General features: G+C 73.4%; 6 protein-coding genes. 4 read left to right on the top strand and 2 right to left on the bottom strand.

The annotated features are described in order from the left end of the window. The 4 genes from ACIQE0_RS15745 to ACIQE0_RS15730 form a co-directional block, all read left to right on the top strand. The coding region (locus ACIQE0_RS15745) for an amino acid adenylation domain-containing protein (RefSeq protein ID WP_402332262.1) at window positions 1-6430 on the top strand (6430 nt) is incomplete at its 5' end. A 151-nt stretch (window positions 6431-6581) separates the two neighbouring features. Continuing rightward, window positions 6582-7931, top strand: a complete 1350-nt coding sequence (locus ACIQE0_RS15740; RefSeq protein WP_402332259.1) for an MFS transporter — start codon at window positions 6582-6584, stop codon at window positions 7929-7931. A gap of 67 nt (window positions 7932-7998) precedes the next feature. Beyond that, entirely contained in the window at window positions 7999-8958 is a 960-nt protein-coding gene (locus tag ACIQE0_RS15735; RefSeq protein ID WP_402332256.1) for a GNAT family N-acetyltransferase, read from the top strand. A 239-nt stretch (window positions 8959-9197) separates the two neighbouring features. Beyond that, on the top strand, window positions 9198-10238 hold the full coding sequence (locus ACIQE0_RS15730; RefSeq protein ID WP_402332253.1) for a hypothetical protein: 1041 nt from the start codon (window positions 9198-9200) through the stop codon (window positions 10236-10238). Window positions 10239-10403: 165 nt separating this feature from the next. On the opposite strand, the gene ACIQE0_RS15725 is transcribed toward ACIQE0_RS15730, so the two are convergent. Then, on the bottom strand, window positions 10404-11822 hold the full coding sequence (locus tag ACIQE0_RS15725) for an amino acid permease (protein ID WP_402332297.1): 1419 nt from the start codon (window positions 11820-11822) through the stop codon (window positions 10404-10406). A 184-nt stretch (window positions 11823-12006) separates the two neighbouring features. Beyond that, window positions 12007-16812 (bottom strand): DNA repair ATPase, encoded by a 4806-nt coding sequence (locus tag ACIQE0_RS15720; protein WP_402332250.1) that lies wholly within the window; start codon window positions 16810-16812, stop codon window positions 12007-12009. Window positions 16813-16839: the final 27 nt, after the last annotated feature.

Genomic DNA, 16839 nt, shown 5'->3' with positions numbered 1-16839 from the left:
CACCCGCAACGGCGCCGGCACCGACCTCCCCATCGGCACCCCCACCGCCGGCCGCACCCACCCCCACCTCGACAACCTCATCGGCTTCTTCATCAGCACCCTCATCCTCCGCACCAACACCACCAACAACCCCACCCACACCCAACTCCTCCACCACACCCGCAACCTCAACCTCACCGCCCTCACCCACCAAGACCTCCCCTTCGAACGCCTCGTAGAAGCCCTCAACCCCACCCGCACCCCCCACCGACACCCCCTCACCCAAACCACCCTCACCCTCAACAACACCACCACCACGAACACCGAACTCAACGGCCAGCACGTGGAGTTCGAGAGCGCCGCCAAGTTCGACCTGACGTTCTCCGTCACCGAGCACCACACGGCGGACGGCGCCCCCGACGGCCTCACGATCACCATCGAGTACGCCGCCGACCTCTTCGAACCCGCCACCATCGAGCGCCTGGCCGGCCAGTTCCAGCGCATCCTGCGCAACGCCGCCGACCACCCCGACACCCGCATCCACGACATCGACCTACTCGGCGAGGAGGGCCGGACCGAGCTGGCCGCGCTGGCCACCGGTGCCGTCCACCCGCTGCCCGCCTCCGCCCTGCCGGAGCTGTTCGCCGCCCAGGTCGCCCGCACCCCCGACGCCACCGCCGTCACCTGCGGCACCCACACCCTCACCTACACCCAACTCGACACCGCCGCCAACCGCCTGGCCCGCCACCTGGTGGCGCTCGGCGCGGGTGCGGAACGCCCGGTCGCGTTGCTCCAGCAGCGCTCGGCGGAGCTGGTGGTCAGCACGCTGGCCGTGGTGCGGGCGGGCAGCGCGTACGTGCCGCTGGCCGAGAGCTGGCCGGACGAGCGGATGGCCCTGGTCCTGGCCGACACCGGCGCCGCACTGCTACTGGTGGACGACGCCACCCGCGATCTACCGTTCGTCCGGGAGCAGGCCGCGGCCGGTGTGCAGGTGGTGGACGTCTCCGCCCCGCTGCCGGACGCCCCGGCCCGGCCCGTCCCTACGATCCAGCCGGACCGGCTCGCCTATGTGATGTACACCTCCGGCTCCACCGGCCGCCCCAAGGGCGTCGCCGTCACCCACGCGGACGTGGCCGCGCTGGCCGCCGACCGCTGGTGGCGGCGGGACGGCCACCACGAGCGGGTGCTGTTCCACTCCCCGCACGCCTTCGACGCGGCGACCTACGAGGTGTGGGTGCCGCTGCTGAGCGGCGGCCAGGTCGTGGTCGCACCGGCCGGCGAGCTGGACGCGGAGCGCATCGGGCGCCTGGTCGCCGAGCACCGGGTCACCGCGCTCTGGTTGACCGCCGGCCTGTTCCGGCTGCTCGCCGAGGACGCGCCGCAGAGCCTGGCCGGTGTGCGCGAGGTGATGACCGGGGGCGATGTGGTCCCGGCCGCCGCGGTGCGCCGCGTCCTGGCCGCCCATCCGGAGCTGCGGGTGGTCGACGGCTACGGCCCGACCGAGACCACCGTCTTCGCCACCCGGCACCCGATCGCCGCCGGCGACGCCCTCGGCGGCACCGTGCCGATCGGCCGGCCCCTGGACAACATGCAGGTGCACACGCTGGACGCCACGCTGCGGCAGGTGCCGCCGGGCGTGCCGGGCGAGCTGTTCATCGCCGGCGCCGGACTGGCCCGCGGCTATCTGGGCCGTCCGGGCCTGACCGCCGAACGCTTCCTCCCCGACCCGTACGGCGCGCCCGGCGCCCGGATGTACCGCACCGGCGACCTCGGCCGCTGGCACCACGACACACAGGGCGAAGCACAACTGGAGTTCCTCGGCCGCACCGACGACCAGATCAAACTCCGCGGCTTCCGCATCGAACCGGCCGAGATCGAGACCCACTTCACCACCCGCCCCGACATCGCACAGGCCGCCGTCCTCCTGCGTGAGGACCACCCCGGCGACCAACGCCTCATCGCCTACCTCGTCCCCACCACCGACACCACCCCGGACCCCACCGAACTCCGCACCCACGCCGCCGCCCACCTCCCCACCTACCTCGTCCCGTCCGCCGTCGTCCTCCTCGACACCCTCCCGCTCACCCCCAACGGCAAACTCGACCGCAGCGCCCTCCCCGCCCCCGGCACCACCCACGCCGCCGACGCCCCCTCCCGAGCCCCCCGCACCGCCCAAGAGCGCCTCCTCTGCGACCTCTTCGCCACCACCCTCAACGCCGACCACATCGGCATCGACGACAACTTCTTCCAACGCGGCGGCCACTCCCTGATGGCCATGCGCCTGGTCGCGGCCGTCCGGGCCGAGTTCGACGCGGAGGTCGGCGTCCGCGACATCTTCGAAGCACCGACCGTCGCCGCCCTCGCCGAACGCCTCGACGCGGCCCGGCCCGCCACCGCACTGCCGCCCCTGGTGCGCACCGAGCCCCGGCCGGAGCGGATTCCGCTCTCGTACGCGCAGTCCCGGCTCTGGTTCCTCAACCGGATGGACGAGACCGAGCGCGCCTCCTACAACATCCCGGTGGTGCTGCGGTGGGGCGGGGCGGTGGATGTCGCCGCGTTGCAGGCCGCGTTGGACGATGTCGTCGAGCGGCACGAGACCCTGCGCACCTCCTTCCCCGAGACCAGCGGCGAACCACGGCAGCACATCCACCCCGCCGCCCCCGCGCTCATCCCCCTCACCACCGTCGAGGCCGACGAGACCGAGGCCCGCGAGAAGGTCACCGCACTGTCCGCGCGTCCCTTCGACCTGACCAGTGAACTTCCGTTGCGGGCGGCGCTGTTCACCCTCCCGTCCGGTGACCATCTGCTGGCCCTGGTGCTGCACCACATTGCCGGTGACGGCTGGTCCATGCGCCCCCTCACGGACGACCTCACCACCGCCTACCAGGCCCGCGCCCACGGCCACGCCCCCGCCTGGGACGCCCTGCCGGTCCAGTACGCCGACTACGCCCTCTGGCAACACCACCACCTCGGCGACCCCCACACCCCCGGCACCCCCCTCCACCAACAACTCACCCACTGGACCCACCAGTTGGCCGATCTCCCCGAAGAGATCCCCCTGCCCACCGACCACCCACGACCCACCAACCCCACCCACCAAGCCCACACCCACACCACCCACACCGACCCCACCACCCACCACAAACTCACCACCCACGCCCACACCCACCACGCCACCCTCTTCCACACCCTCCACGCCGCCCTCGCCACCCTCCTCACCCGCAACGGCGCCGGCACCGACCTCCCCATCGGCACCCCCACCGCCGGCCGCACCCACCCCCACCTCGACAACCTCATCGGCTTCTTCATCAACACCCTCATCCTCCGCACCAACACCACCAACAACCCCACCCACACCCAACTCCTCCACCACACCCGCAACCTCAACCTCACCGCCCTCACCCACCAAGACCTCCCCTTCGAACGCCTCGTAGAAGCCCTCAACCCCACCCGCACCCCCCACCGACACCCCCTCACCCAAACCACCCTCACCCTCAACAACACCACCACACACATCGACCGCGAACGCACCGATGACGGGCAACTCGCCTCCCACGACGTCGAGTTGAGCAACGCCGCCAAGTTCGACCTGTCCTTCACCGTCACCGAACACCACACCGCCGACGGCACCCCCGACGGCCTCACCGTCACCATCGAGTACGCCGCCGACCTCTTCGAACCCGCCACCATCGAGCGCCTGGCCCACCAGTTCCAGCGCATCCTGCGCAACGCCGCCGACCACCCCGACACCCGCATCCAGGACATCGAGCTGCTCGACGAGGGTGAGCGCAGGGCGCTGTTCACCGACTGGAACGGCCCGTCGCGCGAACTCCCCGGCCGGACGCTGCCGGAGCTGTTCGCCGCCCAGGTCGCCCGCACCCCCGACGCCACCGCCGTCACCTGCGGCACCCACACCCTCACCTACACCCAACTCGACACCGCCGCCAACCGCCTGGCCCGCCACCTGGTGGCTCAGGGGGCCGGTCCCGAGCGGCTCGTCGCGCTGGCCGTGCCGCGTTCGGTGGAGACCCTGGTGGCCGTGCTGGCGGTGCTCAAGTCCGGTGCGGCGTATCTGCCGGTCGACCTCACCCACCCGCACGAGCGGATCGCCTACACCCTGGCCGACGCCCGGCCGCTGTGCGTGCTCACCACCGCCGAGGCGGCCGCGGGGCTGCCCGTGACCGAGCATCCGCGCCTGCTGCTCGACGCGCCGGACACGGTCGCCGCGCTGGCCGAACTGCCCGCGCACGACCTCACCGACGCCGACCGCTTCGCGCCCCTGTCGCTGCGCAATCCGGCCTATGTCATCTACACCTCCGGCTCCACCGGCCGTCCCAAGGGCGTGGTGGTCGAGCACCACTCGCTGGACGCCTATCTGGCCTGGGCGCGTGCGGCCTACGGCAGCGTGGCCGGGCGGGCGCTGGTGCACTCGCCGGTCTCCTTCGACCTCACCGTCACCGGTCTGTTCGCCCCGCTCACCAGCGGCGGCACCGTCCAGCTGGTCGAACTGGACGATCAGGCGCCCACGGCAGGGGAGTTCGACCGGCCGACCTTCGTCAAGGCCACCCCGAGCCACCTGGCGCTGCTGACGGCGCTGCCGGAGCGCTTCTCGCCCAGCGAGCAGCTGGTGCTCGGCGGCGAGTCCCTGATGGGCGAGGTGCTGGACGAGTGGCGCCGGCGGCACCCGGGCGCCACCGTGATCAACGAGTACGGTCCGACCGAGACCACGGTGGGCTGCACCGAGTTCCGGATCGAGCCCGGCGACGCCGCGCCCTCCGGTGTGATCACCATCGGGCGGCCGATCTGGAACACCCGGATGTATGTGCTGAACGCGTCCCTGCGTGCGCTGCCGGTCGGTGTCGGCGGCGAACTCTTCATCGCCGGCGACCTGGTGACCCGCGGCTATCTGGGCCGTCCGGGCCTGACCGCCGAGCGCTTCCTCCCCGACCCGTTCGGCGCGCCCGGCGCCCGGATGTACCGCACCGGCGACCTCGGCCGCTGGCACCACGACACACAGAGCGAAGCACGACTGGAATTCCTCGGCCGCACCGACGACCAGATCAAACTCCGCGGCTTCCGCATCGAACCGGCCGAGATCGAGACCCACTTCACCACCCGCCCCGACATCGCACAGGCCGCCGTCCTCCTGCGTGAGGACCACCCCGGCGACCAACGCCTCGTCGCCTACCTGGTCCCCGCCGCCGACGCCACTCCTGACCCGGCCGAACTCCGCGCCCAAGCCGCCGCCCACCTCCCCGCCTACCTCGTCCCGTCCTCCGTCGTCCTCCTCGACGTCCTCCCGCTCACCCCCAACGGCAAGCTCGACCGGCGGTCCCTCCCCGCGCCCGGTGCGGCCGGCTCCGGCGGCGCCCCCGCCCGTGCGCCGCGCACTCCCCACGAGCACGTCCTGTGCGACCTCTTCGCCACCACCCTCACCGTCGACAGCGTCGGTATCGACGACAACTTCTTCGATCTCGGCGGCCACTCCCTGCTCGCCGCCCGGCTGACGGCCCGGATCCGGGAGGAGTTGGGCGTCCCGATCGGTCTGCGGGCCCTGTTCGAGACCCCGACCGTGGCCCTGCTGGCCGAACGGATCAGCGCCGAGGGCGGTACCGCATCCACCGACGGGCTCGGCCAGTTGCTGCCGCTGCGCACCGGCGGTTCGCGTCCGCCGCTGTTCGCCGTGCATCCGGGCGGCGGCCTGGGCTGGTGCTACTCCGGTCTGGTCCGCCATCTGGACCGCGACCGGCCGCTGTACGCCGTGCAGGCCCGTGGGCTCGACGGGGAGGGCGAACTGCCGGGCACGGTCGCGGAGATGGCGGCCGACTATCTGCGGCTGATCCGGGAAGTGCAGCCGAGCGGCCCGTACCACCTGCTCGGCTGGTCCTTCGGCGGCACCGTGGCGCACGAGCTGGCCCGTCAGCTCCAGGCGGCGGGCGAGGAGGTGGCGCTGCTGGCGATGCTCGACGCGCACCCCACCGGCCGGTTCCGGCACGCCGGGCGGCCCAGTGACGCGGAGATCCTCTCGCTGGCGCTGGACGGGCTCGACCTCGACGAGGTGGACGCGCTCGCCGCCACGGCTGCGGCGGACGGCACGGACGACGCCCTGGGAGACCAACTGCCCTCCGCCGACGCCGTGTTGGAGCTGCTGCGGGAGCGCGGCAGCGTGCTGGCCGGGCTGGACCCGGCGGCGCTGGGCCGGCTGCTGAAGGTGACCGCCAACAACCTCGTACTGGCCCAGGGCGAGGAGCCGGGCCGCTACCGGGGCAGGGTGCTCTTCTTCGAGGCCCTGCCGGGCCGGGGCGCCGACGGCACCCCGCTGACCGACCTGTGGGCCGGACATGTGGACGGCCCCGTCGAGAACCACCCGTTGGACATCCCGCACAGCCGCTTCACCACCCCGGAGGCCCTGGCCGAGATCGGCCCGATCCTCGCCGCCCACCTGCGCTGACCGCGGGTGGGGCGGGCCGCCAGGCCACTCCGGCCGGGCGGCCCGCCCGCCCTCGTCCCTCCCCGGCGCCTGCCCGTCCCACCGCCGCCTGCGAACGGAGCCGTTCCATGCCCCTGTCCCTCGCCCCACCCCCGGTCCCGGTGGAGCGGCCATGACCACCTTCCTCCTCGTTTGGGCCGGCCGGCTGCTGACCGCGCTCGGCTCCAGCATCTCCGGCTTCGCCCTCGGCCTGTGGATCTACCAACGGACCGGCTCCGTCACCCAGTTCGCCACCGGGCTGCTCCTCGGCTTCGCCCCGGGCATGCTGGCCGCCCCGGTCGCCGGCGTCCTGGTGGACCGCTACCGGCGCCGCACCGTCCTGCTCTGCGCGGACGCGGCGGCCATGCTCGCGGCGGTGGCCCTGCTCACCGCCCAGACGACCGGGCACCTGGCCGTCTGGCAGGTGTACGCGACCACCGTCGTGGAGTCCTGCTGTGCGGCCTTCCAGTGGCCCGCGCTCGCCGCCGCCGTCACCGGTATGGTCCGGCCCGAACAGCGCGGCCGGGCCGGCGCGATGACCCAGACCGCCCTGGCCGGGGCCCAGTTGCTCGGTCCGACGCTGGCCGCCGTGCTGCTCGGCGCGGGCGGGCTGCGCGCCGTCCTGGTGACCGACGTCGTCTCGTTCGCGCTGGGGGTGCTGACCCTGCTGCTCGCGCGCTTCCCCGAGCCACCCGGCCATCCGGCGCGCACGGATCAGGCCGGGCAACGCCCCGGCTGGCGGGCCGAGTTGGCCGAGGGGCGACGGCTGCTCACCGGTCAGCCGGGGCTGCGGCACCTGCTGCGTCTGGTGACCGTGTTCAACGGGGTCGAGGCCACCGCCACCGCCCTCCTGGTGCCGCTGGTCCTGGCGGCCACCCCGGCGCCCGCGCAGAACGCCGCGGTCGCCCTGGTCAGTACCTGCGGTGGGCTCGGCCTGGCGGTCAGCAGCGTCGCCATGGCGATCTGGTCCACCCCGCGCCGGCCGCTGCCGTGGATCACCTCGGCCACCGTGCTCAGCGGCGGCGCGGTCCTGCTGGCCGGCCTCCACCCGCGCCCGGGTCTGCTGGCGGCGGCCGCCTTCACGTTCTTCCTCGGCCTGCCGGTGGTCACCAGTTGCTCGCAGGTGCTCTGGCAGTCCGCGGTGGCCGCCGAGGCCCAGGGGCGGGTGTTCGCCCTGCGGCGCATGTTCACCCAAGGGGGCATGCTGCTCGGCTATCTGCTGGCCGGCCCGCTCGCCTCGCAGGTCTGCGCTCCGCTGGTGTCCCCGGGCGGCCCGCTCGCCGCCACCCTCGGCCGCCTCCTGGACACCGCCGGCGACCGCGGCAGCGCCCTGCTGCTCTGCGGCAGCGGACTGCTGCTGGTCGTCACCGGCCTGGTCGGCCGCCGCCACACCATCACCGCCCTGCCGCCGGCCGCCGAGCACCCGCCACCCGCCCGGGACACCCCCACGCCACTTCCGGAAACCCGCCCCCGCCCATCGTGAGTACATTCGGATGCGATGGGCCCCGCCCTTCGGGCTGCGCCCCCCACGTCACCGATTCGGAGCCCCTGTGATCTTCCGCCCCACCGTCGAGTCCGACCTCGACCGTTTACTCCCCCTCATCGTCACCGACCCGGCCGGCAGCCTGACGGCCCAGACATACCGGGACCGGCTCTCCTCCGGTGAGTACCGTCCCGGCTGGACCTGGATCGCCGAGGACGCCGCCGACCGCACCCCGCTCGCGCTCGCCGTCTGGTGGGGCGACGCGGACGAGGCCCAACCCGGCGCGCTCGACGGGGTGTTCGTCCACGAGTCGGTGCGCTCGGACGCCGAACGCACCGCGCTGGCCGCGGAGTTGCTCACCGCCGCGCACACGGCATACGCCGGGGCCGGACTGGAGACCGCGCCGGAATACCACTTCTTCCTCCCCGGTGACTGGCACGACCGGCCCGACACGGTCGCGGCCGTGGCCTGGCGGCGGGAGGCGGCCCGCCGGGCCGGTCTCCCGGTGAGCCTGGAGCGCCTGCGCTACGAGTGGACGCCGCAGGCCGGCCTTCCGGAGCCGTCCGGGCGTCTGCTCTTCGGCGCCGAGCCCGATGACGAGGTCTTCGTCGACCTGTTCCGCCGGGCCCTGGTCGGCACCCTCGACACGGACTCCCGGAAGGAGGCCGAGCGCGTCGGCGCCGAGGCCCAGGCACGCGACGACGTGGCGTTCTACCGCGACAACATGCTCGGGGACCGGTCCTGGTGGCGGATCGCCCGGACACCGGACGGCGAACGGGTCGGCTTCGGCCTCCCCTCGCGCAACCACGCCTTCCCCGTGGTCGGTTACCTGGGTGTGCTGCCCGAACACCGGGGCCGTGGCTACGCGGACGAGATCCTCGCGGACATCACCCGCGTCCTGGTCTCCGCAACCGATCCCGAGCGCGTCCGCGCCGACACCGATCTGACGAACGCGCCGATGGCCGCGGCCTTCGAGCGCGTGGGATATCTCAACAACGCCCGTCGCCTGGTGCTGTCCGCCCACTGATCCTCGCGGCCCATGGGCGTGGGCCGTCGGCGGAGAGGCCGATGGCCCACGCAGGTCCGGGCGGCCGCGTGGCCGTCGTGTCCGTGCACGGCGGCCACCGCCGACGGCTGCCTCGGCGGGCGGCTGAGATCAACTGAGTATCCGGTGAATATCGCCGCCCGCTTCCATGGACCTGAGCGGAAGTCACATGGATGGATACGGGTACGCGTCGGCCAAGCCCGGGAGAGGATCAACCCCGCATGAACACCGAAGAGTTGGCCGTCGCTTCGACCGCGGCCGAGGCCCGGGCCGCGTTCGTGTCCCGGGCCGGCGGCCCGGCGCTGGAGGCGGGCACCCTGCTCGACCGCGCGGCGCAGTCGCTGCCCGGCGTGGTGCACCCGGCCTCGGACGTCGAGACGGCACTCACCGCACTGGCCGCGCACGCGGCGAGCCCCCCGGCACCCGCCGCGCCCGCGGTCTGGGGCCTGGACCTGGCCACCGGGGCGCTGCGCCGGGTGCCGGTCCCCGCACCCGGCCTCTCGGCGGGCGTCGCGGCGGGTCTGACCTGGGTGAGCGCCCTCGAAGCGGGCCTGGCCCAGCACTGCGAGGCCCTCCTTGCCCAGCGGCTCGCCGCGCCCGGCACCCGCGTGCCCAGGCTGTGCCTGGACCGGCTGGCGAGGCCGGGCTGCGGCGCGGGAGAGAGCTGCCTCGTGCCGCCGGGTCTCGACCTCGCCGAGGACGGCCATGCGGCCCCCGACGCGCTGGTGCGGGCCCTGCGGAGCGGGGAGGAGCCGATCGCGCACGATCTGTCCGGTCTGCTCTGCCTGCCCGCCTGCGCCCTGCGGCTCGACCCGGACTCGGGGACGGACACCGGCCCGGACGCGCACCCGGATGCGTCCGAGGGCCCGGCCCCGTCACCGGGCACAGCCGTGGACACAGACGTGGACACGGACTTGGACACGGACCCGGACCTGGCCAGGGAGCGGAACGGGGGCGGGGACCGGGGCACGGTCGTCGCCACGGGCACGTCCCTGGTGGCGGCCTTCCGTACCGCCGCCGGACGCGCCCTGGCGCACCGGCGCGCCCGCCCGAGCGGACGTCCCGGGGCGCACACCGTCCCGGCCATCGGGCGGGAACAGGAGCTGGTCGCCGCCCGCCCGCCGTCCGTCGCGCACTGGTCCCGCCCGTTGGACGCCCTGCGTGCCCAGGGGCACCGGCCGGTGGCGGTGCTGTTGAACCACGACGCCGAGGTGAGCGAGGTGCTGCCGTACCTGGTGCGGATCGTGCTGATGACGGAGTGACCGGAGGGGCCGGTACACCGGCCGGGAGGGCGCGCCGGGTCGTCGGCGCGTCCGGGGGTCGCGTCTTGGGCGGGGTGACGAACGGCCGGGGCCGGGTGGCGTACCCACCCGGCCCCGGCCGTACCGCGTATCGGCAGTCTCGTGCGTCTGCCGCGAGCGCGCCGACTACGACTGCACGCTCTCCGCCGACCGCCGCGTACGGCGCTGCTTGACGCGGTCCGCGGCGATGATGGCCCCCACCACGAGGGCCGTGCCGACAAGCTGGTGACGGCCGTCCGAGCCGGCGGCCATCACGGCGAACACGCCGAGGACGGCGGCCAGCGCCACATAGGTCAGGTAGGGGAAGGCCCACATGCGGACCATGAGCCGCTCGGGGTCCTCGCGCTCCAGGCGGCGGCGCATCTTGAGCTGGGTGAGGCAGACGATGGTCCAGACGACCAGCACCGAGCAGCCGGCGATGTTCAGGAGCCAGGCGAACACGGTGGTCGGCCAGATGATTCCGGCGATCACCGCGGCGAAGCCGAACGCACAGGACGCCACCACCGCCGCCGCCGGCACGCCCCGGGTGACGCGGCTCAGGAAGCGCGGGCCCTGGCCCCGGTTGACCAGGGAGTACGCCATCCGCGACGAGCCGTAGATGTTGGCGTTCATCGCGGAGAGCAGCGCGATCAGGACCACGACCTGCATGATCGTGCCGGCCGCGGGGATGCCCAGCCGGTCGAGCACGGTGACGTAGGGGCCGTCGGTTGCGACCTTCGGGTCGTTCCAGGGCACCAGGGTGACCACCACGGCCATGGAGCCGATGTAGAAGACCGCGATGCGCCAGACGGCGGTGCGGACGGCGCGGGCCACGTTCCGGCTGGGGTGGTCGGACTCCGCCGCCGCGATGGTGACGGTCTCCAGGCCGGCGAAGCCGGAGATGGTGGTCAGCAGCCCGGCGGCGAGTCCGGCGGCGCCGGTCGGGAAGAAGCCGCCGTGGTCGAAGAGCTGGTGCGTGCCGGGTGCGGAGCCGAAGACTCCGAAGATGGCGAGCACGCCCAGCACCAGGAAGGCGACGATCACGGTGACCTTGATCGCGGAGAACCAGAACTCGAACTCGCCGAAGTTCTTGACCGCGGTCAGGTTGCTGCCGCAGAAGAGCGCCATGAAGATCGCCACCCAGCCGTAGGCGGGGAGGAACGGCAGCCAGTTGTGCATGATGGCGCCTGCCGCGGTGGCCTCGGCCGCCACGCCGGCGCAGAGCATCAGCCAGTACATCCAGCCGGAGGTGTTTCCGGCCCAGGTGCCGAGCTCTTCCTCGGCGTGCACGGAGAACGAGCCGGTGGAGGGCCGGGCCGCGGACATCTCGCCGAGCATCCGCATGATCAGCGTGACCAGCGCGCCGGTGCCCACGAAGAGCAGGACGATGGCCGGTCCCGCCGAGGCGATGCCGACTCCGGAGCCTACGAAGAGTCCCGCACCGATGACTCCACCGAGCGCGATCATCGAAAGATGGCGCTGCTTGAGGCCGTGCGACAACGCGGGAGCGGGGTCCTGCGCTGCCGGCAGTGAGCCCTGGGGCAACGGGATGCGGGTCCGAGTCATGGGCATGCCTGTTCATTGCTTGACGATCATTGAGCCCGATGAGTCTGCGGCGCACGGTGCACCGATGACGTGAACGCCCGCTATGCGGACACCCCGCTCACTCACCGTGAGGATGCGGCTGTACTCGGTGCTCGGATATCGCGGCAAACCGGCGTGAATGCCGGCGGTTCGCCGGCCGTGCCGACTACGGATGGTGTGGCCCGTTGACCGTCCGTGCGGTGGGGTCGGCGAGGAGTCCCAGGGCGGCGATCGCGCGCTGGGCGGGGTCGTCCGCCGGTCCGCCGAGTTGCCGGTTGCGGAGGTGGGCGGACTTCAGATCGGTCCAGCGGGCGGCCTGTCGCGGCGTGAGAGTACCGCGGAGTTCGGCGAGTTTGAGCAGGTTGGCCTCGGCTCCGGTGGTCAGGGTCTGGGCTTCGGCGGTGTAGTGGTCGTCGATGACCGCGGCCAGTTCGTCGTCGTTCATGACGGGCTGGAGGCGTTGCGCGATCTTGTTCATGTTGCGGTAGGAGCCCTGGAGTTGGAAGGGCGGTTCGGTGCGGGTGGCGTCGGTCTGCGCGGCGGAGGCGATATAGGCGGCGTTGACCGCGAGGACGGTGGTGCGGGCGGTGAGCAGATGCCGCAGGACGGCGGTGATGCGGTCCAGTTCTTCGGGGGTGCAGGGGTGGGTGAGGCGGTCGGCCTGGGCGGTGGGGTCGCCTTCGGCGAGCCGGACGAGGAGGTCGAGGTCGCCGCGGTCGCGGCCGGCGAGGGGGGCGAGGACCGGGTTCGCGGTGAGGGCGTTCTCGATGAAGCTGGTCGCGAAGGCGTTCTCCTTGCCGGTCAGGACGTCGCCGAGGTTCCAGACGTCGGCGCGGTTGGCCAGCATGTCGGGGACGTGGAAGCGGCCGCCGGACTCGGTGTAGGGGTTGCCGGCCATGCTGACCGCGAAGCGCTTGCCGCGCAGGTCGTAGCTGCGCGGCGCACCGTCCCACACGCCGTCGACGCGGCGGGTGGCGTCGCACAGCGGGACGAACTTCTGGAGCAGTTCCGGGCAGACGTGCTGGATGTCGTCGAGGTGGAGGAGGGTGTTGTTGCCGGCGGCCAGGGCGAAGTTGACCTTCTCGACCTCCTGGCGTGCGGTGGCGTTCGGCGCTTCGGCGGGGTCGAGGGAGGTGACGGACTGGCCCAGGGCCGGGCCGCTGACCTTGACCAGGAGGAGCCCGAGGCGTTCGGCGACGTATTCCACGAGGGTCGTCTTGCCGTATCCGGGTGGGGAGATGAGCAGCAGCAGGCCGGCGGTGTCGGTGGTCCTGGTGTCGTCGGCGGTGCCGAGTTGCTTGGCGAGGTTGTCGCCGATGAGGGGGAGGTAGACCTCGTCGACGAGGCGGTTGCGGACGAAGGACGACATCACCTGGGGCCGGTGGGTGTCGAGGCGGAGACGGGTGCGTTCGGCGGCGATCAGGGTGGTGCGGTGGCGCTGGTAGGCGCGGTGGCCGGGGACGTCGTGGGCCCGGAAGGCGCGGGTGCGGGCGAGCAGTTCGTCGATGCGGAGGGTGAGGGTGCGGCCGGTGATGCGGGGGTGGGTGCCGAGCAGTCCCGGCACGGTCGCGGTGAGGGGTGCGTCGGAGGCGTAGCGGGTCAGGTCCGGGCAGAGTTCCGCGGCGACGGCCTCGGCCAGGTCGCCCGGGGTGGTGTCGGCGTCGGTTGCGGTGGCGTAGGCGGACAGCCATGCCTCGGTCAACTGGCGCCGGGCGGCGAGGTCGAGGGCGGTGGGGTCCTCGTCGTGGGCGGGGGTGCCGGCCTTGTCGTGGAAGGCGTCCAGCAGGGTGCGGGTGGCGGTGGGCAGGACGAAGCCGTCCGGGCCGCTGGTGAGTTCCTCGAAGAGGTAGCCGGCGGCGGGGGTGGCGGCGGGGCCGCCGATCGCGGCGGCGAATTCTTCCTGGAGGTCGGCGATGGCGGGGGTGGGGCCGAACCGCTCGCGGGCGCGGGCCAGTGACCTGGCGCGGCGGGTCCAGGCGTCCCGGGCCCCGGGGGTCGTCGCGTGGGCCCAGAACAGCTGGGCCGCGGCGCGGGCGGCGGGCTCGTGGCGCAGGGTCCCGGCGGTGTCGTGGAGGTGGAGCAGGACCTGGAGGATGGCGTGCGCGTCGTGGTCGTGGACGCCGCGTTCGTAGCCCTCGTCGTACGCCTCCGCCGCGGCCCGTTGCACCAGTGCGGGCAGGTCGGCCGTGGCGAGCGCGGCCGCGCCGTGGTCGTCGAGCAGCCGGACCGCGAGGTGTTCGGCGCGGTAGACCTCCGGGGACTCCGAGGGCAGCAGCCGGTCCCAGTACGGGCGGGTGGCGGCGAAGTCCGGGTCGGTGACCGGGGAGCGGTAGTCGGTGCCGGCGAGGGCGAAGGCGAGGCCGTCGCCGTGCGGGACGAGGGTGAGGTCGAGGGACTGGGTGTGCACGGCGAAGTGGTGGCGGCCCAGGCGCAGGGTCCGGCCGTCGTGTGCGTAGAGGTCGGTGCGGTCCTTCAGGCTGCGCAGGGCTTCCTGGCGGGCGGCCTTGAGGCGGCCGTCGAGTTCCTGCGCGCGCACCGGGTCGCCGAGCGCGCGGAGTTCGTCCGCCATGGCGCGGGCCCGGGTGACCATCGGGTCGGAGGCGAAGTGGGTGGCGACCGCGTCGGGGTCGGTGAGCGTGGCGGCGCGGCGGGCCAGGGCGGTCAGGACGCGGGCGGCCGACTCGGCGAGCTGTTCGGCGCGCCGGGCCCGGGCGTCGGCGAGGGTCTGCTTCCGGGCGGAGAACGCCTCGTAGATCTCGGTGCGCTTGTCGGCCAGTTCGGCGGTGGCGGCGTCGAGTTCGCCGAAGCGGGATTCGAGGTCCTCCAGCCGCATCAGCATGCGTGTCAGCTGCTCGTCGCAGCTCTCGGGGGTGTCGGCGACGGCGAGCGCGCCGGTCGTCGCCTGGCCGAGCAGGGCGAACTCGGCGGCGAACTCGGCGCGCCCCTCGCGGTCGAGGAGTTCTCGGCGGCGCGCGTCGAGGGTGGCGCGGGCGCGGTTGGCGCCGCCGAGCACCTCGGCGATCCGCGCCAGGACGCCGGTGCTGACGGTGGCGTCGCCGATGTCGAGGCCGGTGACGACCTCGGTGACGGTCCCCAGCCCGTCGGCCAGTTCGTCCAGGCGCGCGGTGACGGGGGCGGCCTCGGCGACGGTGGTGATCGATTCCGCGTCCGTGACGAGCTGTTCGATGCTCTGGTGGTGGCCGGCGAAGGCGTCGTCGCCGGCCAGGAAGGCGACCGCGCGCCGGCCGAACGACGCCAGGTCGCGCTCCGCCTCGTCGGCGAGGGCGTCGAGGCGGTCGGTGTCGGCGTAGCGCAGTTCCTTGAGGGTGAGCAAGTGGCCCTGGGCGTGGCGCAGTTCGGTCAGGCCCGCCACCCAGGCGTCGGCGCCGCGCGGGGCCTCGCCGCGCAGGCGGCGCACCACCGCGGCGATCCGCTCGGCGGCCCGGTCGACGGCGTCGGCGGCCTGCCGGGTGAGTGCCTGGACGGTCTCGAACTCGCCCAGCACCGCCTCGGCAGTGGTCCGCACCGCCTCCAACGGGCTGCGCAGGCCGCCCAGTTCGGGGTCGTCCAGCCAGTGGTGGGTGTCCGTGGCCCGCACACAGCCGGCGATCAGTGCCTGGTACATCGCCGTGGTCGGGGTCGGCTCGGCCGCCGTGCGGGACAGGACCAGGCAGTCGGAGAGGCCGCGGACGAGGTCGGCGTTGCCCACGCGGGCCAGTGGCCCGCTCCCGGTGGGTTGTGCGGCGGCGTGGGTGTCGGAGAGGTAGGGCGAGCGCCACCGCTGGAGCCGGTGGACGGCCGTCGGTTCGGCGCCGCCGCCGTGCAGGGCGATCAGGGTGCCGTCGTCGAAGAGCGTCCAGCCGTGGCAGAGCAGGGGTGCGGCGACCTCTTTGCGGATCAGGTTGTAGGGCAGCAGCAGACTGTGGCCCTCCCCCGGTGCGCGGAAGGCGAACAGCACGTCCTCGCCGTTGGGAGCCCGCACCGAGGTCTCGAACTCCAGGCCGGCCGGCTGGCCGGGGCCGGTGTCGAAGGTCCGGTGTTCCCCGGAGGCCAGGCAGTATCCGCCGGGGAAGACGATGCCCTGGTCCTCGGGCAGGCGGCGGCATGCCGCCCCGATGCCGTCCAGGCGCACCACGGTCCTGGTGAGGGTGTTGAGGACCAGGTAGCGGTGGGCGGGTTCCTTGTAGGGGCGGATCCGCAGGAGGACGAGGGCGCCGATGCGGGCGGAGGCGACGTCCGCGTCGGCGAGGGACTGGAGCGGTTCGGCGACGGGTTCGGTGTGGATGCCCTCGCCCGTCTCGGTGTCGTCGTCGAGCTTGAGGGTGAGGGCGCCGCCGGTCGTCCCCACGTAGACCTCGCCCTGGACGGCGATGTGCGGATGGCGCCCCGGGACGTGGTCCTCGCGCGTCGCCGTCGTCCAGGTGAAGTCGTACGGGGGCGGGACGGTGTGGTCGCGTTCGCCCCGCGCGTCGAGGAAGCGGGCCCGGCCGTCGTCGGTCAGGGTCCAGCGCAGTACGCGGATGTCGTCGGCCTGTTCGCCGGTGCGGAAGACGGCGAGCAGCCGGTCCGCCACGCGGCGCAGCCGGAGCAGGCGGGTGCCGCGGTAGTAGCGGTGGAGGGCGGCGCACTCCCGGACGAAGGCGGCGTCGTCCAGGAGGCCGGGCACGGCGTCCTCGGGCAGCGGGTTCAACTCGCGGTCGTACAGCGCGAAGACCCCGCCCGGCGCTCCCTGGGCGTCGGTGGGGGTGTGGCGGCCGAACAGCAGCGCCTCGCCGACGGCGGCGATGTCGCAGGGCACGGACGCGCGGTCGGTCCGCAGCCGCTCGGTGCCGGTGAGCTCCAGGCGGGTCGCGCCGAACTCCTCGACGCGCCGGTCGTTCAGCTCGTCCGCGCGCCGGGCCAGTTCGGCGGCCTGTGCGACCAGCCGGTCGCGCAGCACCTCGTACGTACCGGTGTCCAGGCCGGTTGCCATCGCTGTTCGGTTCCCTTCCCACGGGTG

Origin of the sequence: Streptomyces sp. NPDC093097 (genome assembly GCF_044754325.1) — a bacterium.
Taxonomy (GTDB): domain Bacteria; phylum Actinomycetota; class Actinomycetes; order Streptomycetales; family Streptomycetaceae; genus Streptomyces.
Note: the sequence above shows the minus strand (reverse complement) of the source record. Positions and strands in the feature narration are given on the sequence as shown.

What these genes read in the sequence shown, in the direction of transcription:
- ACIQE0_RS15725 (WP_402332297.1), bottom strand. Translation starts at nt 11,822, where the DNA reads ATGACTCGGACCCGCATCCCGTTGCCCCAGGGCTCACTGCCGGCAGCG.
- ACIQE0_RS15720 (WP_402332250.1), bottom strand. Translation starts at nt 16,812, where the DNA reads ATGGCAACCGGCCTGGACACCGGTACGTACGAGGTGCTGCGCGACCGG.
- ACIQE0_RS15740 (WP_402332259.1), top strand. Translation starts at nt 6,582, where the DNA reads ATGACCACCTTCCTCCTCGTTTGGGCCGGCCGGCTGCTGACCGCGCTC.
- ACIQE0_RS15730 (WP_402332253.1), top strand. Translation starts at nt 9,198, where the DNA reads ATGAACACCGAAGAGTTGGCCGTCGCTTCGACCGCGGCCGAGGCCCGG.